General features: G+C 48.6%; 17 protein-coding genes and 1 pseudogene. 8 read left to right on the top strand and 10 right to left on the bottom strand.

Annotation, left to right across the window (positions count from 1 at the left end; genetic code table 11):
* The first annotated feature begins 23 nt into the window (after positions 1–23).
* Genes CXB77_RS03940 through CXB77_RS03930 form a run of 3 tightly spaced genes read left to right on the top strand, consistent with a single transcriptional unit; the run spans position 24 to position 4,153 of the window.
* Positions 24–3,470, top strand: coding sequence for an acyl-[ACP]--phospholipid O-acyltransferase (locus CXB77_RS03940; RefSeq protein WP_105072868.1), 3,447 nt, complete (start codon positions 24–26; stop codon positions 3,468–3,470).
* Positions 3,471–3,512: 42 nt separating this feature from the next.
* Complete coding sequence (locus tag CXB77_RS03935; protein WP_105072867.1) at positions 3,513–3,809, top strand: hypothetical protein; 297 nt, start codon at positions 3,513–3,515, stop codon at positions 3,807–3,809.
* Complete coding sequence (locus CXB77_RS03930) at positions 3,806–4,153, top strand: transcriptional regulator (protein ID WP_105072866.1); 348 nt, start codon at positions 3,806–3,808, stop codon at positions 4,151–4,153. The genes CXB77_RS03935 and CXB77_RS03930 overlap by 4 nt, the downstream gene beginning before the upstream one ends.
* A 63-nt stretch (positions 4,154–4,216) precedes the next feature.
* Here CXB77_RS03930 and CXB77_RS03925 read toward each other — a convergent pair whose 3' ends face one another.
* From CXB77_RS03925 to CXB77_RS03915, 3 genes are all read right to left on the bottom strand, one after another.
* Positions 4,217–4,801 carry a hypothetical protein gene (locus CXB77_RS03925; RefSeq protein ID WP_242445408.1) on the bottom strand — a complete coding sequence of 195 codons (585 nt, stop codon included), beginning with the start codon at positions 4,799–4,801 and terminating at the stop codon, positions 4,217–4,219.
* Between the two features lie 94 nt (positions 4,802–4,895).
* Complete coding sequence (locus tag CXB77_RS03920; RefSeq protein WP_105072864.1) at positions 4,896–7,301, bottom strand: methyltransferase domain-containing protein; 2,406 nt, start codon at positions 7,299–7,301, stop codon at positions 4,896–4,898.
* Between the two features lie 10 nt (positions 7,302–7,311).
* A complete protein-coding gene (locus CXB77_RS03915) occupies positions 7,312–8,361 on the bottom strand; it encodes a cytochrome-c peroxidase (protein WP_105072863.1) in 1,050 nt (349 codons plus the stop codon).
* A gap of 224 nt (positions 8,362–8,585) precedes the next feature.
* Here CXB77_RS03915 and CXB77_RS03910 point away from each other — a divergent pair, with 224 nt between their 5' ends.
* Positions 8,586–9,215 (top strand): PIN domain-containing protein, encoded by a 630-nt coding sequence (locus CXB77_RS03910; RefSeq protein WP_105072862.1) that lies wholly within the window; start codon positions 8,586–8,588, stop codon positions 9,213–9,215.
* A gap of 40 nt (positions 9,216–9,255) precedes the next feature.
* Positions 9,256–9,897 carry an FHA domain-containing protein gene (locus tag CXB77_RS03905; RefSeq protein ID WP_105072861.1) on the top strand — a complete coding sequence of 214 codons (642 nt, stop codon included), beginning with the start codon at positions 9,256–9,258 and terminating at the stop codon, positions 9,895–9,897.
* Positions 9,898–9,968: 71 nt separating this feature from the next.
* On the opposite strand, the gene hcp is transcribed toward CXB77_RS03905, so the two are convergent.
* The gene (gene hcp / locus CXB77_RS03900; protein WP_105072860.1) at positions 9,969–11,258 is read right to left on the bottom strand and encodes a hydroxylamine reductase; all 1,290 of its coding nucleotides are present in this window, start codon (positions 11,256–11,258) and stop codon (positions 9,969–9,971) included.
* Between the two features lie 197 nt (positions 11,259–11,455).
* On the opposite strand from hcp, the gene CXB77_RS03895 reads away from it, so the two are divergent.
* From CXB77_RS03895 to CXB77_RS03885, 3 genes are all read left to right on the top strand, one after another.
* The gene (locus tag CXB77_RS03895; protein WP_105072859.1) at positions 11,456–11,770 is read left to right on the top strand and encodes a pyrimidine/purine nucleoside phosphorylase; all 315 of its coding nucleotides are present in this window, start codon (positions 11,456–11,458) and stop codon (positions 11,768–11,770) included.
* 99 nt (positions 11,771–11,869) lie between these two features.
* The gene (locus CXB77_RS03890; RefSeq protein ID WP_105072858.1) at positions 11,870–12,649 is read left to right on the top strand and encodes an EF-hand domain-containing protein; all 780 of its coding nucleotides are present in this window, start codon (positions 11,870–11,872) and stop codon (positions 12,647–12,649) included.
* Between the two features lie 42 nt (positions 12,650–12,691).
* Positions 12,692–13,642, top strand: a complete 951-nt coding sequence (locus tag CXB77_RS03885) for a cation diffusion facilitator family transporter (RefSeq protein ID WP_347338045.1) — start codon at positions 12,692–12,694, stop codon at positions 13,640–13,642.
* Here the strand turns inward: CXB77_RS03885 and CXB77_RS03880 are convergent.
* From CXB77_RS03880 to rsmH, 6 genes and pseudogenes are all read right to left on the bottom strand, one after another.
* Positions 13,584–14,246 (bottom strand): alpha/beta hydrolase, encoded by a 663-nt coding sequence (locus CXB77_RS03880; protein WP_146108674.1) that lies wholly within the window; start codon positions 14,244–14,246, stop codon positions 13,584–13,586. The genes CXB77_RS03885 and CXB77_RS03880 overlap by 59 nt on opposite strands.
* Positions 14,247–14,391: 145 nt before the next feature.
* Positions 14,392–16,254, bottom strand: a complete 1,863-nt coding sequence (locus CXB77_RS03875; protein WP_146108673.1) for a hypothetical protein — start codon at positions 16,252–16,254, stop codon at positions 14,392–14,394.
* A gap of 25 nt (positions 16,255–16,279) precedes the next feature.
* A complete protein-coding gene (locus CXB77_RS03870; protein WP_105072855.1) occupies positions 16,280–19,399 on the bottom strand; it encodes an SNF2-related protein in 3,120 nt (1,039 codons plus the stop codon).
* An 84-nt stretch (positions 19,400–19,483) separates the two neighbouring features.
* Positions 19,484–21,286 (bottom strand): peptidoglycan D,D-transpeptidase FtsI family protein, encoded by a 1,803-nt coding sequence (locus CXB77_RS03865; protein WP_105072962.1) that lies wholly within the window; start codon positions 21,284–21,286, stop codon positions 19,484–19,486.
* Complete coding sequence (gene ftsL / locus CXB77_RS03860; protein WP_105072854.1) at positions 21,276–21,563, bottom strand: cell division protein FtsL; 288 nt, start codon at positions 21,561–21,563, stop codon at positions 21,276–21,278. The genes CXB77_RS03865 and ftsL overlap by 11 nt, the downstream gene beginning before the upstream one ends.
* Positions 21,560–22,464: pseudogene (gene rsmH / locus CXB77_RS03855) on the bottom strand (16S rRNA (cytosine(1402)-N(4))-methyltransferase RsmH). The gene ftsL and the pseudogene rsmH overlap by 4 nt, the downstream one beginning before the upstream one ends.
* Positions 22,465–22,748: the final 284 nt, after the last annotated feature.

Here is a 22,748-nt window from a genome sequence, read left to right as displayed (position 1 = left end):
ATCATCACTTGCCGAGGTTTATAATGGGCAAATTACTCCGCATTACCGGATTTTTATTTTATATCGTCATGATTTTTTTGAATGCTTTTGTGGATTTGGGGCATAAAATTATCATTCAAAATACGCTGTTCAAAACCTATGACGGTGACGCGCAAATCTTATTAACTGCCATTGTTAATGCGCTCATTCTGCTACCATTCGTTTTATTATTTACACCGTCGGGATTTCTCGCTGATCGCTTTCCGAAAAATAAAGTGATGCGTATTAGTGCATGGATCGCGGTTGCACTCACGCTGGCGATCACGCTATTTTATTATCTTGGTTGGTTTTGGCCGGCCTTTGCGATGACTTTTTTATTGGGTGCGCAGGCAGCAATCTATTCGCCAGCGAAATATGGCTACATCAAAGAATTGACCGGAAAAGAATCACTGGCTGCCGCGAATGGCTGGGTGCAAGCGACCACAACCACCGCCATTCTCGCGGGCATTTTCGTATTTTCCATTCTGTTTGAAAGCCAACTCACTGCTGCATCGTTTACCACACCCGGCGAAATCATGCACCTGATTGCACCGCTCGGTTGGCTATTGGTGCTGTGCTCATTGATTGAAGTCACGCTGGCGTATCAATTGCCGCAGTTGGCAACAGGTAATTTATTGGCATTTGATTGGGCAGCTTATCGCAGCGGACGTTATCTAACTGATAATTTTAGCGCCGCGTGGAATAGTCCAGTGATTTGGCGTTCAATTGTTGGCTTGGCGCTGTTTTGGTCAATTTCGCAAGTGTTGTTGGCAGTATTTCCCGCTTTTGCTAAAGATTCGCTTGGCGAAATGAATACGGTGGTGATTCAGGGTATTTTAGCCTGCGCCGGATTGGGTATCATTATTGGTTCAATGATTGCTGGGCGATTATCGCGGCAGCGCATTGAAACTGCATTAATTCCGGTTGGCGCAAGTGGAATTGCGCTGGCGTTATTCATTATGCCGACATTGCCCAGCGCCAGCGCACATGCTTTAAACTTTTTAGCACTTGGCGTATTGGCGGGATTGCTGCTCGTACCACTGAATGCGTTGATTCAACTAAATGCGCCAGCAGTTGAATTGGGGCGGATTCTTGCCGCCAATAACTTTGTTCAAAACAGTGCAATGCTGATCTTTCTCGCATTAACGGTGGCAGCCGCTTATTTTAATCTTGGCAGTTTATCACTCTTGCTGGCGCTGGCATTCATTGCGGGAATAGGCGCAATTTATAGCCTTGCGCAATTGCCGCAGCCGCTATTGCAATTCGTGATTGCGCGATTGATGGCTGCGCGGTATCAATTGACGATTATTGGAGCGCAGCATCTTCCGACGACCGGCGGCGTATTGCTGCTGGGCAATCATGTGAGTTGGATTGATTGGGCGATGTTGCAGATGGCCAGCCCGCGTCCGGTGCGGTTTGTGATGGAGCGGGCGATTTATCAACGTTGGTATCTGCGCTGGCTGCTCGACGCGGTTGGCGTGGTGCCGATTTCCCGCGACGGCAGTCGGCAGGCGATTCGCACCGTTGCGGCGTGGTTGGATGCGGGCGAAGTGGTGTGCGTGTTTCCAGAAGGAACGTTGAGTAAAAACGGGCAGTTAGGCGAATTTCGGCGTGGATTTGAATTGGCGGCGCAGGCGGCTAGCGCGGGCGTGATTGTGCCGCTGTATCACTACGGATTGTGGAGCAGTCGGTTTTCTGCTGCGAATCCGACGCTGCGACGCAATCGGCGCAGCATGGCGCGGCGCGAGGTGATTGTTGCTTTTGGACCACCGCTGCCATTGCACACCCGCGCCGCCGTGGTCAAACAGCGCGTGTTTGATTTGTCGGTGATCGCGTGGCAAATCCACGTCACGCGCTTGCCGACGCTGCCGCTGGCGTGGTTGACCACTGCGAAACGTCGTCTCGGCGCAGTGACGATTATCGATTCCAACGGGATGGTGTTGACCAATCGGCGACTCATTACCGCCGTCATGCTGTTTGCGGAGTGGATTCGGCAGCGAGTGCCAGAAACGCGGATCGGCATTTTGTTGCCGACGAGCAGTGCTGGCGCAATTGCCAATCTCGCGGGACTGCTCGCCGGAAAAACGGTGATCAATCTGAATTACAGCGCCAGCGCCGAGGCACTGCGGGCGAGCGTGGCGCAGTCAGGAATTGCGCATGTCATCACCGCCGAGCGGTTTATCAACAAGTTGGCGCAGCGCGGGATTGATGTACGGGTGATTTTGGCGGACGTGGCGCTGCATCCGATGGAAGACATTCGCGCCGGAATCAGTCGCGGTCGCGCCGTAACGATGCTGGCGCGAGTCAGTGTGTTGCCGACTTGGGCGTTATTGCGGCGGTTTAATCTGCCGAGCACGACGGAGGCGACGGCAGCGATTCTGTTTTCCAGTGGCAGCGAAGGCACGCCGAAGGGCATCGAACTCACGCATCGCAATCTCGTCGCCAACGTGCGCCAAGTGGCTGATGTGCTCAACGTCGAACACAACGATCGGATTTTAGCGAATCTGCCGTTATTTCATGCGTTTGGCTTAACCGTGACAACGTTTCTGCCACTGCTCGAAGGCATCCCGATGATTTGCCATCCTGATCCAACCGATGTCGTCGGCGCAGCCAAAGCGATTGCGCGGCATCGCGCCAGCGTGTTGTTTGGCACGGCGACTTTTTTACGGCTCTACGTTCGGCATCGTCGCGTCTATCCGCCAATGCTGGAATCATTGCGATTGGTGGTTGCTGGCGCAGAACGGCTGGGACCAGCGGTGCGCGAAGCCTTTGCGTTGAAATTTCACCAACCGATTTACGAAGGCTATGGCGTGACCGAAACCACGCCGGTTGCCAGCGTCAACGTGCCGGATGAACTGGACACGGAAAACCTGAAAATTCAAACCACTGCTCGCGTTGGCAGCGTCGGAATGCCGTTACCGGGAACCAGTTTCCGCATCGTCGATCCCGCCACTTTGGAACCGCTGCCGTTCGACACCGACGGGTTAATTTTGATCGGCGGGGTGCAGGTGATGCGCGGTTATCTCGATGCGCCAGAAAAAACAGCCGCAGCGATTCTCGAACGCGACGGAATACGTTGGTATAAAACTGGCGATAAAGGACATTTAGATGCAGACGGCTTTTTAACGATTGTGGATCGCTATTCACGCTTTGCGAAACTCGGCGGTGAAATGGTGAGTTTAAGCGCTATTGAAGAGCAGGTGCGGCGGGTATTAGAACAGCCGGATTTAGAATTGATTGCAGTGAATATGCCGGATGAACGCAAGGGTGAACGTATTTTATTACTCGTCGCTGGCGAAATTGATGCTGAAGAATTGCGGCGGCGCTTATTAGCCGCAGGCGTTCCGGCATTACAAATTCCTGCGTTTATAAAAACAGTGGCAGCAATTCCCAAACTCGGCAGCGGTAAAACTGATTTCGGCGCAGCGCGAATGTTGGCGGCTTCACTTTGAAATCGTCTTAATTCCTCTATTTCAAACACACCATATAACGCCATGAAACCAGAAAACACTGAAGAACTCTTTAATGCGCACCTTAAACAGGGTGAACAGGCTTTTGTGCAATTAAGAGTATGGCGAGTGATTGATACAACAGCGGAACATCATGCACATTTACGTTATCGACTGGCTTTAATTGTAGGTGGTGTTTGCGTATTGCATTTTAATAATGCGCCGGATAAGAAAGGCAGTAGGGATCGTCTCAACACTGCAGCTGATTCAATTCAGGATATTCCGGCGCTATTGACTGAATTCTGGCAACGTGTCGATGATTATCATGGAGAAAAACAATGAGTACAGTGACTATTGGCGTTCTCAGTCGAGATACGCTTAATTCCCGATTTTTGAATGCACTCAATGGTGAATTACAGGATAACTTTCGGGGATTTGAAACGCTTGAAGACCTGTGGCAAACCCTAACACCGCGCCGCTGGACAATTCTCGGTGCAATTACTGGATTGGGTCCAGTGAGCTTGTGCGAAATTGTGCGGCGTGTGGGTTGTCATGTCAAAGCAGTACACGAAGATGTTCATGTATTAGTCAATGCCGGTTTATTAAATCGGCGCGAAGATGGCGCAATTGAATTCCCATTTGATGCAGTGCACGTTGATTTTATGCTGCGTTCACCGCTGAAATGACAATAAAAAAGCCCCAGTTTCTGCGATGAGAAACTGGGGCTTTGCGGTTAACTAACGCAATCGTTACACGCGAATTCCACGCGATTTTAATTGCTCACGCAAAATCGGATCGGTGCGATTTTTCGAGGTCGCAGCCTTCATAAAAACCACCACGCGATCAATATCACGAATGACACCCAATAACGTTGCGTCATCTGGATACAACGTGACCAATGAATCGAAAGCAACTGTCATTAAATGTTCATCGGCGCGGGCAATGCCAATCGCATAAGCGATATTGCTACCCAGTCCCTGACGATGATGATGAACACGATCAGAAAAATTCCGCCACGCTTCAATCCAACCATTCCATTCCATAATAGAAATGCTGTCGTGGCTGGTGCGCAAGAATAAAATGAGTTTGACAATTTCACCTTGCCAATCCCAATCGGGACAATTCGATTGTTCACGCAGCCGCGCTACCGTGCGCCCATGATATTGATGACAATGGTCGCATTGATAATATAGCGCCAACGCATACGCAATATATTCACGATCCAGTTCACTCAAGGTAAACGGATCGGATTCTCCCGGAACACCGCTAAAAGTGTGCGCGTGTAATTCGTTTAGAACATCATTAAAGGGTTGTCCCTGAACTGATGAACGCAATGCTTTTTCCGCCACTTGAACCTCATTAAAAACTACTGTGATGATCTATCAATTCACAGAATAGCAGAATTGATATTTTATTGGGTTATTGCTGTCACGCCATTAACACTGTTTGGCTTAATGCCGCAAAATCATCGGCAGCGAGCAAGCGTTTGGTAGCAAATGCCCACAAATCAAAGTGTTCTGGACGCGAAATGACGCCAACGCGCCCATATCCCGCAGTCGTCAGCGCAGCGGCGAGACTGTCGCGGGTGAAACCGCTGCGCTGCGCCATGCCAGTGTCACCGGCAGCGATTGCGGCTTGATGACCGAACAGCAGATCAAGCGCAGTGATCGCGCCAGCGGTGGATTGATACAGCGGCTCAGTGGCGCGATTTGCTGCGATTAACCCGCAAATTGCCTGCAAATCGGCGCTGATGACGACAATAAATCCATCCGGTTTCAGGACGCGCCGCGCTGCTGCGAGCAGTCGCGCTGCATCGTGAAAAAATAGATGTTCGAGCGCGTGGCTGATGTACACCGCGTCAACCGTTGCATCGGTAATGTTGTTGATTGTACTGAGAATATCGGTTGAAGCAGCGTTGAGATGACACTGAATTTCGCGCCATTGCTCGCGCTGAAAAATCGGCAGCGTGTCGGTTTGATGCTGCGGTGCGCAGAACACGCGGAGAAATTGGCGCTCGCTGGTGGTCACGTCTGGCGTGATTTCCGGCAGCGCGTCTGCGCCCAACCGTTCATGCAGCGCCAGCCGATACAGCGTTTCCAGTTCGCGGGTGCGCGTGGGCATATCGAATAAATCCTGCTGGCGCAACGCAGCGACCTGTTGCCGCAGCGCCAGCCGCTGCTCTGGCGAATGCGCAAAACTGACCGCTTTCTCTTCATAATCATGCAGATCGGTGCTAATCAGCGCATCAAGTCCGGCAGCATGAAGCAGACTGCCGGCCATCCGCGAGGCAAAAGCGCGTCCGCTGTAAGTCAACACTGGCAATCCCATCCACAGCGCATCGTTGGCTGTCGTGCCTGCGTTGAACGGAAAAGTGTCTAAAAACAAATCCGCCAGCGCGTAACGGGCGAGATACACCGACGGCGCAACCCGTCCGGCAAAACGCAGTCGCGTTGGATCGATGCCGTACTGCGTGGCTTCTCGCGTCAGATTGAGCGGCACTTGCGGATTGTCCGCCAACAGCCACAACACGCTGTCCGGCACACGCTGCAAAATCCGCATCCACACCGCAAACACGTCGGGCGTGATTTTATAAGTGTTGTTAAAACAACAGAATACGATCGCCTCGTCCGGCAGTTGGTACGTTGCCCGCTGCAACGGCGCGGCTTCTTCGCGCTGGCGGTCGCTGACTTGAAAACAGCGCGGCATTCGCAGCGGTCGTTCGCTGTAGTGCACGTGCTCAGATTCCGGCAGCAGATAATCGTCGCCCAATAAATAGTCGAGCGCGGGATGACCGCTGGTGCCGGGGAATCCGAGATAACTGATTTGTACCGGCGCTGGGCGTTGCACCAAAATGTTGGGACGCGCTCCGCTGGTTAAGCCTTGTAAATCAATGAGAATGTCGATTTCTTGGGCGCGAATACACTGCGCCGCTGCTTCATCATCCACATTGCCGATCTGCGTAAATTGATCCATCGCGGCGATGATGCGCCGCCGCAGCAGCGAACCGTCATCTCGCGTCCAGCAAAACCCGTGCACGGTGAATTGCTCGCGGTCATGCAGTTCAAATAATTCCACCGTGAGCAGCGCGACCGGATGCAGACAGAAATCCGATGACAAATAACCAATGCGCAGTTTGCGATGACCATAACCGCCGATTGGCGCGAGTGGCTCCGTCAATGGCTTGACTTTTTCGGTCACGAATCGCTGCGCCACTGCTAACTGCTGCGCGGGATCGTCGGTCAACGCCAAAGTGGAAAGTGCCGAGGCAGCGGCGATCATTTGTGCTGGTGACACGCCGGGCAATTCGGCGCACAGCGGCCACGCGCATTGTTTTTGCCGCAGATGTAGCCAGTGTTGCAACGCTTTCGGTTGATTGGAATCGAGCGTGAGACTTTGCGCCAGCATCGCCTCCGCTTCGGGATATTCGCGTTCAATTTCGAGCAGCCGCCCGAGATTATTGAGCGTGAGTGTGTGCAGCGACAGATCGGCGAGCAGCACCGGTTGCTGCTGCGCGAGAATGTCGCGCCACTGCGTCAGCGCCAATTGATGTTGACCGAGTTGTTCTAATTGCGTGCCGAGATTGAACCGCGCTGGCACAAAATCGGCTTTAATGTCAATGGCTTGTCGATAAGCAGCAATTGCATCGTGAGGACGTTTTAAGCTCGCCAATTCCACGCCCAGATTGAACCAAACTGCATACGCCGTCGGCGAATTCGCTGCCTGCGCCAGCCAAACGCGATAACGGGCTAACGCAGCTTCGATGTGCCCAGCAGTTTTAAGCTGCTCAATGGCATTGAATAAATCAGTCAAAGGTTCAAGCTGGGACGTGGTCACAATGAATTACTCAGAATTGCGGACGTGGTGTCGTTGCAGTTTCTACTGGCAACATTGGATAACTGATGTTGGTCAATTTGCCGGTTAAAGAACCTAAAAAGGTGGCGATTTTGCCAGCTTCTGCATCATCAATTGCCACGCCAAGTTGTGCTGTGCCCATTATTGCGACCGCTTGTTTTAAATCCCAAACTTGACCGGAATGAAAATAAGGCGCAGTTAAAGCGATATTGCGCAATGGTCCAGCGCGGAAAACGTATTCATCGGCTGGCGCTTTGGTCACTTGAAAACGCCCTTTATCCGTTGGTGGCAAAATATCCGCGTCAGGACGTTTAATTAAACCAAAGGGGAAATACGCTTGACCACCGATATTAACGCCGTTATGACAAGACGCGCAGCCGCGTTGAATAAATAGCTCCAAACCTTCTTTTTGCTCGGCATTCATAGCCTTATTATTGCCGTTCATAAACCGGTCAAAAGGCGCAGAAGGAGTGGTCAATGTCACTTCAAAGGCTTCAATCGCTTTCGCCGTATTGTCGAAAGTCACTGGATCAGTTTCATTCGGGAAAGCACGTCCAAAGCGTTGCACATATTCAGGCATACTTTTTAATGTAGCGACGACCTGTTCCGGCTTATTATTCATTTCCACGCCAGCCTGCACCGGACCTTTTGCCTGCGCTTTTAAATCCTCGGCGCGACCATCCCAGAATTGCGCTTTATTAAACACAGCATTAAATACCGTTGGCGAATTACGCGGACCGCGCTGCCAGCCGTGACCAATTGAAGTTGGCAAATTATCATCGCCACCAGTGCCGATGTTGTGACAGGTGTTGCAGCTGATCACACCACTAGCCGATAAACGTGGATCAAAAAACAGTTTTTTTCCCAGCGCAATTTTTTCGGGATTCATGGGATTATTTGCTGGCGCGGGCGGTGCGGATGGCAACGCTTGTAAACCGGCAGCAGTCGCTTTAGCGCGTAACTCCTGATCGGTGACCGCAAACGCACTGGTTGAGGCAATCACTACCGCAACCGTGACGAGCATGAGAAATGATTTTGACATACGCGGATCGCTCTGAAATGCAGAAAAGGAATCATAATAGTAGCGCGTGAGTCACGGTGAGACTAGCGTTTGCTGGGCTAGATTTGCGATCAAACTAATTATTAAAGAATTTACATTAATAATACTGGCAATGACGCAATTAAAAATGACTGTCAGCAATCATGATTTTTTACTGACAACTGCGTCACACCTAAACATCTCATCATGTTAATGGAAATTTATGAATGAAAACAAATTATGTGTTTGTGGACTATGAAAACGTCCCACTAAAATCGCTTGAACGTTTGGAAAGTGAACAATTTAATGTGCGCATTTTTTTAGGTCCCAACAACACAAAATTGCCAATCGAAATAGTACTTGCTGTGCAGAAAATGAAAGAACGTGCAGAATATATTGTATTGGAAACACCCGGCGCAAATGCGCTGGATTTTCATATTGCTTATTATCTTGGGATTGCCATAACGACTGATCCTTCAGCGTTTTTTCATATCATTTCAAAAGATACCGGTTTTGATCCGTTAATTAAACATTTGAGAGCAAAAAAGATCAATGTTTTTCGCGCAGCATCCGTTGAAGAAATGTCGTGCTTTAAGCAGGCAGAAAAACCCGTGGTTGCGGTCGTTCCTGTCACTCCATCGCTAACTGATATGATTAAAATCGCGGTTAATTGGTTGGTTAAACAAAAGCTGGCCAAACCCAGCACTAAAAAAACGCTGCTCAATACACTGGAATCAATCACTAAAAGTTATCCGTTAATCCGTCCAGAACAAGTTTTTGAAGGGCTGTTAAAAGCAGGTTATATTAGCATTTCAAGCGATGAAAAAATCACCTACAAATTACCCAATCTATCTTAGTGCGTTCTGAGCCTTTTACTTGCAATCGCGGAGAAAACTAATGTTCTTTAAGTTCGGAAAGAAAAAAGCAGATGATGATGCAACAGAAACTGCGCCAGAGAATGAACTCCTAAAACACGGTCAACTCAGTGTGCTAATGAATTCATCCGGTCGGGTTAATTTACAAATTTTGGAGAGTTTAGCAACAAACTGTAGTCAAACCGATTTCGTGCGTTTTCTTCAGCATCCAGTTCTCGCGGGATCATCTATTCAAGCTGGTGAATTGGCACTGCGGCGTAATTTGAAAAATCAAGAGGTCAATCAAACGTTCATTTTTCAAAGCGATGTCAATGAAGAAGATACAACCGCATTGTCCGAAGCATTAAAACATGCGATTTATCCGCTGGTGAAAGAAGAGGGAACACATCAGGCACAGAATATCTTTACTGTCGGACGCATTAACGGCAATGATTTAATTATTCCCGACATCGCCATTTCTAAACGCCATGCCATATTGGAAATTAAGCAAGGCAGTTTTGCAATTCGTGATTGTGATTCGACCAATGGCACTTTAATCAATGGAGCGCGTATTGGCAATAAACTGCAACAAATCCGCGATGGCGACATTATTTCTTTCGCTCGTTATGAATTTACTTTTTTATCGCCGAGTTCGCTGTATAAACGTTTGACTGAAGACGAATAAATCGCCAAGGTTTAAATTAAAAATCCCCCGTTACTGGGGGATTTTCATTTCAAACAATAGACCATTAACGATTAAGCGGCTAAAGCACGTTGTAAATCACCCAGCGCATCATTGCCGGTCAGCCGTAAATCAAAACGCTGTTGCAGAATCGCAAACACGTTCGGCGTCACAAATGCTGGCGGATTAGGGCCGAGGGTAATTCCTTTCACGCCGAGACTCAGTAGCGTTAACAACACTGCCACTGCCTTTTGTTCAAACCAACTAATCACCAGCGTTAATGGTAAATCATTGACTCCGCAGTCAAAAGCCTTGGCTAAAGCCACTGCAACGGCAATTGCGCCATAGGCATCATTACATTGCCCCATATCCATTAAACGTGGCAGACCGAGGTGTTCACCGTAATCGTAATCACGAATACGGAATTTGCCACAGCCCAACGTTAAAATGAATGAATCTGGCGGAGTATTTTGCGCATAATCGGTGAAATAGTTACGACCTTTTTCTGCGCCGTCACAGCCGCCAATGACAAAGAAGCGGCTGATTTTTCCTGCTTTTACTGCATCAACAATCACTTGCGCATGATCAAGTAATACTGTGCGATGAAAACCAACAATTGATTGACCAGTAATACAGTCTTCACAGGGTGCACAACGCAATGCTTCGGCAATCACGGGTGCGAAATCTTCATCCAATCGTTGTCCACCAGGCACTGCAACGGTGCGCATCGTATACAGCCGTCCTTGATAACTTTCTGGCGGAATCAATACGCAATTGGTCGTCACAACCACTGGTCCTGGAAACGCGGCGAATTCCTTTTTTTGATTCTGCCATGCGCCGCCATAATGACCAACAAGATTGGGATGTTGTTGGAACTTTGTATACATGTGCGCTGGCAGCATTTCGCCATGCGTATACACTTTAATGTCAGTTCCCGCAACCTGTTCTAATAGATTCCATAAATCCAGTAAATCGTGACCAGAAACTAGAATTCCGTGACCTGCTTGTGTACCTTCTTTTACGGTAATCGGTGCTGGCTTGCCAAAATGTTCAATATGCCCTGCGTCGAGTAATTCCATGACTCGCAAATTCATTCTTCCGCATTCAAGACATAATTCAAGCAGGGTTTCAACGTCGAAATTGACATTGGTCATGGTAGCGAATAACGCTTCTTCAATAAACGCACTGACTTGTTCATCAAACTTGCCTAAACGTCGCGCATGATGCGCATAGGCTGCCATTCCCTTTAAACCAAATAACAAGGTTTCTTGCAGCGATTGAACATCAGCATTTTTACCGCAAACGCCGGGCGAATTAACGCAGGCAGTTTGATGAAAGGTTTGTTCACATTGATTGCAATACATAGTGACCTCAAATAAATGATACAACCGTGATTTAGTGTGAACGCAGCGGCGCGATTCAGCCTTGACTTGAGTCAAGGCGCTGTAGCGTTAGTGAAGCATATCGCTAGAATCTGCTAATCTCAGTTCACGTCTGAACTGGACGCAATTGCAGCATGAAACACGCTGCTTCTTCAAAGTCAACAGCTTAGAGAAATTTCATGTCCGAATTCAGCAACGTCAACGTGACCAAACGCGCTAATCTTTATTTTGATGGCAAGGTTTCTAGTCGTACCCTGAGTTTCCCGAATGGATCGACGAAAACACTTGGCATCATGCAGCCTGGCGATTTTGAATTCACCACTCAAGCACCAGAAAAAATGGAAATTATGAGTGGTGAATTGGATGTACTGCTTCCCGATTCGGATCAATGGCAACGGATTTGCAGCGGAGAATCATTTGAAGTGCCCGCTGAAGCACGATTCAGTGTGCGAGTTTTACAACTGACTGATTATTGCTGTTCATTTCTCGATTAAACCGTTTAGGCGCGACGCAGTTAATTTACGATGCGTGATTAAAAATTAGCGGTTTGTATTTTTAACTGCGTCACTTTTTATTCATTAAGGAATTCAACCATGAATACGACAACTCGAATGTTTGCGCGTAGTTTTGCGATCGCCACCATTTGCGCGACTGCGCCCGTATTAGCGCAACCGCCAATGTTTGGACCACCGCCATTTGCGGTTTTCGATCAAAACGGCGATGGCGCGATTACACCAGCGGAATTTGCCGCCACGCACCAGCAGCACATGACTGAACGCGCTGCCGCAGGAATGCCGATGCGCGGCGCAGCGAATCCACCCAATTTTGCGGACTTTGATACCAATGGTGATGGTCTTCTGCAACCTGATGAATTTGCGGCACTTGCGCAGATGCGGGGACGTGGCGGAATGCCAGCCAGCGGCGCACCTGCGGCGGATTTGACCGAGCCGGAATACAACGCACATCTCAACGCGCACCAAGCTGCGGGAACGGCGATGCGCGGCGCAGCGCAGCCACCTGCGTTTGCTGAGGTGGATAAAAACGGCGACGGTCATTTATCTCCTGATGAATTTGCGGCTGCGCATCAAATCCCAGTGCAGAATCGCCCCGGCATGGGCATGGGGCGCGGTATGGGACGCAATATGCCGAGTTTTGCTGACTTTGATCTTAATGGTGATGGCAGCTTAACGGAAAAGGAATTTTATGAAGCACGCGCCAATCGTATTAAAGAACGTTCTGAACAGGGCTATCAAATGCGCGGTCTCGCCAATGCACCCACTTTTGCCGAACTTGATCGCAATGGTGATGGGCGCGTTGATCCGCAAGAATTCGCTGCTGCGCAAATGCAACATCGTCAATCAATGCCACGTTAATCAATAAACTATTTTGTAACCGCTTGAACTGGTGACGCCATTGTGAACACTGCATCCAAATCTACTGCCAAGCAATCTTCTATTGAAACTGGGAACCTGCTGCGATTAGCAACCTATGCGTCAGTCGCAACTGCAAGCCTGTTAATTGTGGCAAAGTTAATTGCTTGGCTATTCACTGGTTCAGTGAGCGTATTGGCGTCACTGGTCGATTCCGCAATGGATGTTGCCGCCTCGTTAATTAACTTATTTGCGGTGCGTTGGTCATTATTGCCGCCAGATGCAGAGCACCGTTTTGGTCACGGTAAGGCGCAGGCGCTGGCGGCACTCGGTCAAGCGATGTTCATTGCAGGATCGGCATTATTTCTGGGTTTACAAGCCTTAGATCGACTGGTACATCCGCGCCCAGTAGCAGAAATCGGTATTGGTTTAATTGTCATCGGATTAGCGATGGTAGCAACCTTGCTGTTATTAGCAATTCAGCATTACGTCATTCGCCGCACCAATTCGCCAGCCATTCGCGCCGATGCGCTGCATTACGCCACTGATTTAATTACCAACGCTGCAACATTAGTGGCGCTGGTGCTGGCAAATGCCGGTTGGTCGGGATTTGACCCGTTATTTGGTTTGGCAATTGGCGGTTATATTTTGTATAGCGCCGCGCAAATTGGTCTTGAAGCAGTGCAATTGTTAATGGATCACGAAATCCCTGCCGAAGAACGTCAGCACATCGTCGCCACTGTACGTTCAGTTCCGCAGGTGCACGGTGTCCATGATTTGCGTACTCGCCAATCGGGGCAAACCCTGATTATTCAATTGCATTTGGAATTGGATGATCAATTGCCGCTGCTGTCTGCCCATGAAATCGCAGATGAAGTGGAAGAACGGTTGCGAGCAATTTATTCCGATCTTGACATCACTATTCATCAAGACCCAATCAGTTTGGTGGGACGTGAAACATCAGCGAATGGATTAACGCCGTGGTTGTCTGAATAATTTGCTCGCGCCGTTGTTCATTCGGCGATGTGCGCTTTTCGCATAACCATCGACATCGCAAATCTGTTGGCATTTCAAAATCACAATGGCTGGCTCCGTCAATGTGAATCACGCGAGCGAATGGATTCGCAGTAAATACTGACAGACCATTATTTTGTGCATTGCACGGTGAGGGATCACCGACTAAACCAATGAATGGCTGCTTAAAATCACGCGCTGCGGACACACCGAGATGCTCGGCATCCACCAAATCCAATGTCACTACTCCGACCGTATGTGCATCGCTCGCACCCGCAATTAACGCTGCCAGCGCCCCCGCAGAAAATCCCGCGTAAATCACTCGCTGCGCTTTAAGCGCCGTTGCCACTGCAATTAAATCCTGCGCATTACGGCGATGCGCACCATTCCACAGGCGCATATTGCAAAAATCCACAGTGACTGCATTCATTCCGGCGGCGGCAATTGCTTGCGCCAGTCCGTGCATTCGGGTTTGATTACGCAAAAAGCCGTGACCAATCACTACCCATTCATCTGTTGCAGCAATTGCAGCGCGAAACATTGTGTAATGAAGAATGCAGCCAGTTTCTGAATACAATCGTGTCATTCCTGCTGCGCAACCAGTAATGATTAGGCAGATAAATAAAACCAGACTGTGCTTAATTTTTTGATGTCCTGTCAATAGGATAAAATTAAAGCATTGCTATAATTGATTTGAAATTAACACGCCGTAATAAATTAACAACAGATATTCAGCATTGATCCTTGTTGATATAATTTTCCTGCCAGTTACTTACAGGGTAATCAATTTGATTTGGTTGTGGAATTGCTTTGGTTATTTTCCCGACTTCTAAAAAACTTAATCCGTATGCCACAGTTAGACGATCAAAGTCTTCACGCTGAAGACCCGGTGCGTTGAGCCTCTTGGGACATTCAATTCGGTGAGGAATTGCACTGAGCCAACTACAGCTGGGATCCGAATGTAATTGGTCATGTAGACGTTGATAGAAAGGCATACGCATTCCACCGCCACAGTAGAATACAGGAATTCCCTGCAATTCTGCCTGCTTTAGAAGCCGGCTCTTCCAAGTTTTCCAGTAAGTTTTTCCTTTTACCTGCTCACGAACTTTTCCGAAAAAAATATTATCTGGTGTTTGCTTATCATCAGCAAACCCAACGCTGATTCCCTTAAAATAATCCGAATAGTAATCAGGAATTGCGACCTCGCGGTCAGTTTGAAATTTTAGTTTTTCCAATGACTGGAAAAATCTAATATCGCCATTTTTTTGTAAAGCGGTCTGCCACCACTTGACACGATAGCGATGCAGATTCATAACGCCGAGAGGCTCAACAACTGACGTAAAAAATTCAAAGTCACAGCGTCCAGCTTTTGCAGACCTGACTTGAAAAAGTGATGAATCTACTGTGCCGGCACCAACATCCACCATCAGGTAAAGATTCAAGGCGCGTTTGTCGAATTGGTTGGATTTAACGAAGCCATAAATCTGCGCAGCAATTTCAGGCACTACTTCAATTTCAATATCTTCTTTGGTTGGCACATTACAAAGTACTCTGGCGGAATCAATAACAGCAGTTGTGATTTCTCCTTGTGTATTCGCTACAAGCCAAGCAATCAAACCACTCTGAGAAAAAACTTTTGAGAGTGATTGATCGAGATGATGCGCAACCGGAAGACCAATTTTTAGCTTCCAAAAAATGCGCGTGTTGCAGTATTTATCTGCATGTTCATGGAACAACCAAGAGCGTGTATAGCGGATGACAAAGGCGAGAAAAGCGATGACATTTTTCTGCAGTATTAAGTTTGTTGGATTGGCAATCAAGGATAGTTTGAGATCACGATAATCTTGCTCCCCTTGTTGCAGCGAGAAAACGCCTTTAGTTTCATAAACATGAGACGGGAGAAGATAACGCTTAATACCATTTTCTGCAGTGAATGGAACCGCAAATGCTATTCCTAAAGTAGAGTCGCCAATCACAACTTTCATGCTGGAAGTACCAAAATCCAAACCCAACACGATTTCGCGCTCATCATTTATTGCGCCATGACATTGAGTGGCATGACCTTGAATAAAATTAGCATTGAGCAAACAAGTTTGTTTCTGTTGATCATCCGCAAATATTAGTTTTGCTCCATGGGTTATATTCAAACGATAGTCATCTGTTGTCGGTTGCGATACTGGACAAGCCGTTGCTCTTAGCTTAGGTGACTGAATGGTTGGAACATCAATCAGTTCCTGCAGTATTTTGGATGACAGTATAGGATTTATTGGTTGATTAGTAGAACGACTAGACTTGGATTTACGAAATGGTTGTTTGTTTTGATGGTGAGGAGCATTTGGTTTGTTATTGGGTTTCGATGTTGGTTTAGCTAATGCAACATTCAAGTTTTTCTGTGTTGGCAACAATTCGCTGGGCGGATCATTAACCATGAGTTGGTTAATCTGATCCTTGGGCAAATTGTCGACCTGCAGGGCGTTTGGTTTGGGTTTCGAGCGTGGTTTGGCTGACGCAACATTCGAGTTTTTTTGTGTCGGTAACTCTAAACCTCGATTAGCGTATGCTTTACGCATAGCGTCCTGTATTGAATCGACCATATTTCACTTCCTTTTGTGTAAAGATTTAAATCACTCTAATAACGCCACCGGACACCATACTGTCATGCGCTGTAACACTTTCTTTGAGCTGTAGTTCCTTAATTTTTAACTCGATTTTTTGTTGCAGCTTATTCAATTGTCCTTGTAAAGCCGGAATAATACGTCGTTGTCGTTCGTTATTAGCTAACTGGCAGTTTTGAATACGTTCATTGAGTGCGCAGCGTTTTTGGTCGAGATGGTGCTGTAAGGTATTAACCATCAAATGAATTCGGTCATGATTTTCGCGTGATTGTGCTGCGTAAAAAGCATGAAAGCGGCGTTCCAATTCGGCACGACACTCGTCTAATATTGCAGCAGTTTGAATATGATTGAGGCTGGTCATAGCCCCCAACCAATCTTTTCCTTTCAGTGCAGCGGTATTCACAAGAAATTCAGCTTGTTCTCCGTCAAACATCGAATTATCACCGAGTCGCTGCACCAGATATTCAAGGCGTTCAATGTCTCGCGCTCCCGACACCGTCCATCTTACAATGACGTACACATAAACCCCAGATTCATAATGATCGATGACACTACCGAATAACTCTACTGCCGACACTGGATAATAAAGCGAACCATGACCAGCGAGTCGCAAACGCTCAGTTACAAAACGCACTAACGGGTGATCCTGATTGATACGCTCAACGTTCGCTGGATTTCGACCAAAGCAATTTTCAAAAAGTAAACGAAGCGGAGAGCTGTTGAGAATGCGCGTTCCTGATAAACGGTGAGCATTCAGAAATTCACTGAAAGCAACACGCGCATCAATTGAAAGTTCAAGTATTTGTTCTAATGGATTGTTATCCGCTTCCAGCAAGCGCGTACCCGGATAATCACGCTCCAAAAAATCCCGCACATAAGCCAGCAGGTCTTCACCTCGTACATAACGCCCCAACTCGCGGGCAGCGCGTACCTTATTCTGAATAAAATCGCCATGCGCAATGAGCTGGGTGGCTTCTTCTTCAAGTTGTATCTGTAATCGGTTGACGTTTTCAATCACTAGCCGCGCTTGTTCAATCTGTTCGTTTTCTTGTTCTGGCGTTAGCTTGTGTGATAGTAACTCATAGGTCAGTTTGTGTATCTCTTCGCCGAGAATTGCTTCTAAGCTACCCAACGCTTGGCGAAACACATCTAACCGTTGCAGCAGGCGTGTATAAATCCGTTCGTCGATAGTCTCGCTGTAAATGAAATTCCAGATCAAAATTTTTGGCGCTTTTTGACCGATACGGTCAATACGACCGATACGTTGTTCAATACGTGCTGGATTCCAAGGTAGATCGTAGTTAATAAGCAGGCTGGAGAATTGGAGGTCTACACCCTCCGCTGCTACTTCAGATGAAAGCAGGATATTTAATCCATTGTCTGACTTAAAACGTTGTAATGCAGCTTGTTTATCCATGCCGCCGTGAAGCGTTACAGCAGCAATGCCATCATCTTTAAGTCTTTTTTTAAGGTAATGCAGGGTATTACGATAAAAGGAAAAGAGAATAATTTTTTCACCGGGGTAGTCTTGCCAATAGCGTGTGAGATTCACTAGCAACCCTGCATATTTGCTGTCCTCGGCATGAAGTGTTTGATAATCACCAACCCGCCGTGCAATTCCAACCAGCGTGACCAAAAGTGGTCCTAAATTCGGTCGTTTAGTTGATTCGTCCATATCGCTTAACGATTCAAATAATATCTCTTCCAATTCGTCATCATTTAGTTCACCTGCTTTTTCAATCCAGCCTTGACACGCTGCCGCCAAACAACTCGACATCTGCCGTTGCGGGATAGTTAGCATAAAGCCTTCAGAGACGGTGAAGCGGGCACAAAAATCACGCACGGCTTCAGTCACTTGAAGATAAAACTCGCGTTCAATTGGTGTCATGTCTACTCGAATCGTTACCGGATCGCGCTTCACGCGATTTTCCTGCACATCACGCTTCAAAGTGCGAGTTATGACTTTTGCTAACGGATTGATTCGATCAAGTTGCTCACTGATTTCTGCTCGCCCGCGTGGTAACAACAATTCTTCATTGCTTGGCGGATGCTGGAGTAAATAATTGAGCTGCTCATTATCGCCAAAGATGCGTTGTTGGCTCGCGTCCTGTAGTGCCGCTATAAAATCTGCTTGGGTAACTTGTCCATTCAAAATGCGGTCACGCAACGCTACTACCGGCGCATTGGCACGCAAGGTGCGCTCAAATGAATTCTCATAAGGAAAAGCATCTTCATCGAGCAGGTGAAGCAAATTGAAAAGATCGCGGTTACGCAATTGGATTGGAGTTGCCGTCAGCATAACCAAGTTGTGAGTAACTGGTCGTAATAAACGCACGAAGCGATGCGTCAAGGTTTCCGCATTGCACAGATAGTGCGCTTCATCGACGATCACTAAATCAAGCAAAGCATCGTCCAGCATAGCTGTGGCAAGGAAACGTGCCAGTTGTGCAGTGGGAGCTTGGGAAGGTTCTGTAGCATCGTCGGGGTTCCAGTTTCGAGGTGGGCGTGTGCCCTGCATACTGGCAATTAAAGCGAATTGTTGCTGTGGTTGACGTTTTAGCGACTCCAGTTTATTCAGCAATGTTTGAGCATTCACGATTTCCGCTTGAATACCAAAACGATCAAGCAATTCTTGCTGCCATTTTTCCTGCAACATCGCCGGACAGATCACCAACAAACGGCGGGCATCGACTCGCGCTCGCAATTCCGTCCAAATTAAACCTGCTTCAATGGTTTTACCGAGACCCACTTCATCAGCAATTAAAAGTCCATTACAGGGCGATTCCAGAAATTGCAAAACTGGTTTAAATTGATAGGCATAAAATTCGGTGTTAGTGGTGTTGAGGCTATAAATTAAATTCGCTAGTCGTCCACTCAACCGGTAATGAGTAATCGCACCACGCAAATCAGCAATCCGACCATAACGACCCGCTTTCATTATGGCGTAAGCCCCAACGGGTTCTTGTTCCACCTTTTCCAGCGCTCCTTGCAGGATAAATTGCTCATCACCATCGAAAAAATGCACGAGTAAACGGGGGCGATGTAGTGGACCATCAGTTTCATTGCCGAGAATGCCTACGCGCCCCGGGTTTACTTTCAGTCTGATTTTATCGCCCGGCTTCATTGCCACACCTCAATCCGCGCTCGCCAATCAATTTCAAGTTGTGCAGACGTTATCGAGCCTATGAAATGCGACATGAGGAAATACTCAAGGCACCTTTTTCAGCTCTGGTTCTTCGTCGCCTTGATGCGCCAGCAGCATCGACGGTTGCGGATCATCTGGCGGCACGTTGAAAAAGCGTAACGCTCCTTCCATCACTTTTTGAAACACCGGCGCAGCCACCAAACCGCCGTAATAATCCTTGCCGCCCGGTTCGTCGATCATCACCACCATCACCAAACGCGGTTTACCGGCTGGCGCAAATCCCGCAAAAACAGATTGATAGCGTTTGACACCATAACCATGTGCGCTGGCTTTTTTCGCTGTGCCGGTTTTACCGCCGACGCGATAACCGGGAATTTTGGCTTTAACCGCAGTGCCTTGATCAGACACCACCGTTTCCATCATTGCCCGCAATTTGCGTGTGGTATCGACACCGAGTACGCGCACTGATTTTCGTTTCATCGCGGTTTTACCTGGTTCGCGTTTAATCAGCGTCACGGGATGCTTCATCCCATCTGCAGCCAACACGCCGTAAGCCTGCGCCAGTTGCAGCGCAGTAACAGAAAAACTGTAACCAAATGACATGGTTGCATGTTCAAACGGTCGCCAACGTGAATGATGCCGCAGTCGCCCAGTACTCTCACCGGGAAAACCCACGCCGGTTAAATGCCCAAAACCTAGCCGGTCGTATAAATCCCACAGCGCGGCGTAATCCATTTTTTGCGCAATTTTGACCGAGCCGACATTGCTGGATTTCGTAATGATTCCAGTCACATCGAGATTGCCGTAGTTGTGCGTATCGCGCACGATGTTTTTGCCGATTTTGAGCTCGCCACCACTGGTGTTAAAGCGCGTGGTCGGCGTGATGATTCCACGTTCCAGCGCAGCTGCGACGACAAAAGGTTTTGCTGTTGAACCGGGCTCCATCACATCGGTCAGAGCGCGATTGCGCCGACTGCCGCCATTTCCGCCGCGTTCGTGTTCCACATTGGGGTTGTAGCCGGGCTGATTAACCATCGCCAATACTTCGCTGGTGTTCACATCAAGCACCACCAACGTGCCACCTTTGGCTTGATTTTTTTTCACTGCGATCATCAGCTCGCGGTAAGCCAGAAACTGCAACCGCCGATCCAAACTGAGCACCAAATCTTGACCTTGACGCGGTGGACGAATTTGTTCGATTTCTTGGACGATGCGTTGGCGTCCGTCGTGGAGCACCTGCCGCAACCCCGGCTCTGCTTTCAACTGGGTGTCATACGCCAGCTCCAGCCCTTCCTGCCCGCGATCTTCGATATTGGTGAAACCAATGAGATGACTGAAAACTTCTGCGCCCGGATAAAAGCGCCGATATTCCGTTTCAAAATCAACGCCTTCAATTTTATGTTGCGCAATCGCCAGCCGCACTTCTCGCGCTTCATCGAAACTGACGCGCCGTTTGAGATACAGAAAACCGCGCTCTCGATTGGCGTTGATTTTCTCGCGCAATTCAGCGGGATTCAGTCCCAGCGCCTTCGCCAAATCCGGCAGCGCGTCGGGCTGCGTGACCAGTTTGCGCGGATCAGTCCACACCGTTTCAACTGGCGTACTCACTGCCAGCGGTTCGCCGTTGCGATCCATGATGACGCCGCGCCGCGCTGGGATTTCCGCCATGCGCAGATAACGCCGCTCGCCCTGCGTTTGCAGAAAATCAGTCTCAATCACTTGCCGATAAAACACTGCGCCGCACAGCAGCACGAAAGCGCCCGATAACACGCCAACAAGTAAACGGCGACGCAGTTGAAAATCGGGTTTAGCTGGCGGAGGCGGAGGTGCGGGGCGCACGCGGCGCGGTTTGGGTTTATCGGCCATGACTGCCATCCTCGATGAAAAGCACGTCGCTAAAGCGAGGTGCAAACATGTTGAGTTCATAACGCGCTTTGCGTTCAACGCGAACGTGCGTGGACAACGCAGCTTCTTCTAAACGCAGGCGGTTCCATTCAATGTCAATGGCATCGCGCTGGGCGCGTAAATCCTGTAACCGCCCGAAATGTAAGCGAGTTTCATATTTGATGTACACCATCGCCACCGCCGAGACGATCACCGCAAGCGTCAGCACTCCAACCAACCAAAAGCCGCTGCGCATCATGGCAACCGCTCCGCAATACGCATGATGGCGCTGCGGGCGCGAGGATTGGTGGCAAGTTCAGCTGGCGCAGGGCGAATAGGTTTACCTATAGCGCGTAACCGTCCTTGCGTTACAGCGTATTGAATTGGTAAGCCTTTCGGGAATACCGGACCTAATGCTTCACGACGAATAAACTGTTTCACAATGCGATCTTCCAGCGAATGAAAACTAATCACCACTAAACGTCCGCCCGCAGTTAATTGCGCAATACTCTGATCTAAACATTGCTGCAATTCATTTAATTCATCATTGATGTGAATACGCAGTGCTTGAAAGGTGCGTGTGGCTGGATGTTTGCCCGGCTCGCGGGTGGGCACGGCGCGAGCGACAATTCTGCCAATTGTCCTGTCGTTGACAACGGACGTTCTAAACGCGCTGCAATAATGGCGTTGGCGATGCGTTTGGCAAAGCGTTCTTCACCAAAATCCCGCAATACTTCAATGATTTGCGTCTGCGTTGCTCGCGCCAGCCATTGTGCAGCAGATTCGCCGCTGCTCGAATCCATGCGCATATCGAGCGGACCGTCTGCGCTAAAACTGAATCCGCGCTCGGCAGTGTCCAGTTGCGGCGATGACACACCCAGATCAAGCAAAACGCCGTCCACTGGTTGCGACAAATGCGTAGATAACGCACTGAATGGACTGTGAATTGCGGTGAAACGAGAATCGGTTGCAGCGAGCGTTTGTGCAGCAGCGATGGCTGCAGGATCGCGGTCAAATGCGAGCACACGTCCCGCTGCATTTAATTGCGCCAAAATTGCGCGGCTGTGACCGCCGCGCCCAAAGGTGCCGTCAACATAACAACCGGCGGGGTTGTGCACCAACGCGGTCACACTTTCTTCTAATAAAACAGGGAGGTGCATCGGTTTGTCCTAGTTTAGCGCGGGGTAGCGGGCAGCGGATGTTTGGCGTGATGTGAACCATGCCGGAATGGATTCCACGCCACAAATTCCGTATTGATGATGCGGTTTAATCGTGTCGTGGTGTGGATTGGAATCAATTAAAGAATACAGATGAGAAGAGGTGGCGGAAGCGAGAGTTTTCGTATGCCGGTTATCACTAACAGATTATTGGAATTTCGCACTGTTCCGATCAAGATGGTTAATCTCACATTTCTTTTAATGCGAGTTGTAGTATTACCGCAACA

The organism is Chromatium okenii (assembly GCF_002958735.1).
GTDB lineage: Bacteria > Pseudomonadota > Gammaproteobacteria > Chromatiales > Chromatiaceae > Chromatium > Chromatium okenii_A.
This window is presented reverse-complemented; position numbering and strand designations above follow the sequence as displayed.

What these genes read in the sequence shown, in the direction of transcription:
- hcp (WP_105072860.1), bottom strand. Translation starts at nt 11,258, where the DNA reads ATGTATTGCAATCAATGTGAACAAACCTTTCATCAAACTGCCTGCGTT.
- CXB77_RS03910 (WP_105072862.1), top strand. Translation starts at nt 8,586, where the DNA reads ATGAAAACAAATTATGTGTTTGTGGACTATGAAAACGTCCCACTAAAA.
- CXB77_RS03865 (WP_105072962.1), bottom strand. Translation starts at nt 21,286, where the DNA reads ATGGCCGATAAACCCAAACCGCGCCGCGTGCGCCCCGCACCTCCGCCT.
- CXB77_RS03915 (WP_105072863.1), bottom strand. Translation starts at nt 8,361, where the DNA reads ATGTCAAAATCATTTCTCATGCTCGTCACGGTTGCGGTAGTGATTGCC.
- CXB77_RS03930 (WP_105072866.1), top strand. Translation starts at nt 3,806, where the DNA reads ATGAGTACAGTGACTATTGGCGTTCTCAGTCGAGATACGCTTAATTCC.
- CXB77_RS03890 (WP_105072858.1), top strand. Translation starts at nt 11,870, where the DNA reads ATGAATACGACAACTCGAATGTTTGCGCGTAGTTTTGCGATCGCCACC.
- CXB77_RS03905 (WP_105072861.1), top strand. Translation starts at nt 9,256, where the DNA reads ATGTTCTTTAAGTTCGGAAAGAAAAAAGCAGATGATGATGCAACAGAA.
- CXB77_RS03935 (WP_105072867.1), top strand. Translation starts at nt 3,513, where the DNA reads ATGAAACCAGAAAACACTGAAGAACTCTTTAATGCGCACCTTAAACAG.
- CXB77_RS03875 (WP_146108673.1), bottom strand. Translation starts at nt 16,254, where the DNA reads ATGGTCGATTCAATACAGGACGCTATGCGTAAAGCATACGCTAATCGA.
- CXB77_RS03895 (WP_105072859.1), top strand. Translation starts at nt 11,456, where the DNA reads ATGTCCGAATTCAGCAACGTCAACGTGACCAAACGCGCTAATCTTTAT.
- CXB77_RS03880 (WP_146108674.1), bottom strand. Translation starts at nt 14,246, where the DNA reads ATGACACGATTGTATTCAGAAACTGGCTGCATTCTTCATTACACAATG.
- ftsL (WP_105072854.1), bottom strand. Translation starts at nt 21,563, where the DNA reads ATGATGCGCAGCGGCTTTTGGTTGGTTGGAGTGCTGACGCTTGCGGTG.
- CXB77_RS03940 (WP_105072868.1), top strand. Translation starts at nt 24, where the DNA reads ATGGGCAAATTACTCCGCATTACCGGATTTTTATTTTATATCGTCATG.
- CXB77_RS03870 (WP_105072855.1), bottom strand. Translation starts at nt 19,399, where the DNA reads ATGAAGCCGGGCGATAAAATCAGACTGAAAGTAAACCCGGGGCGCGTA.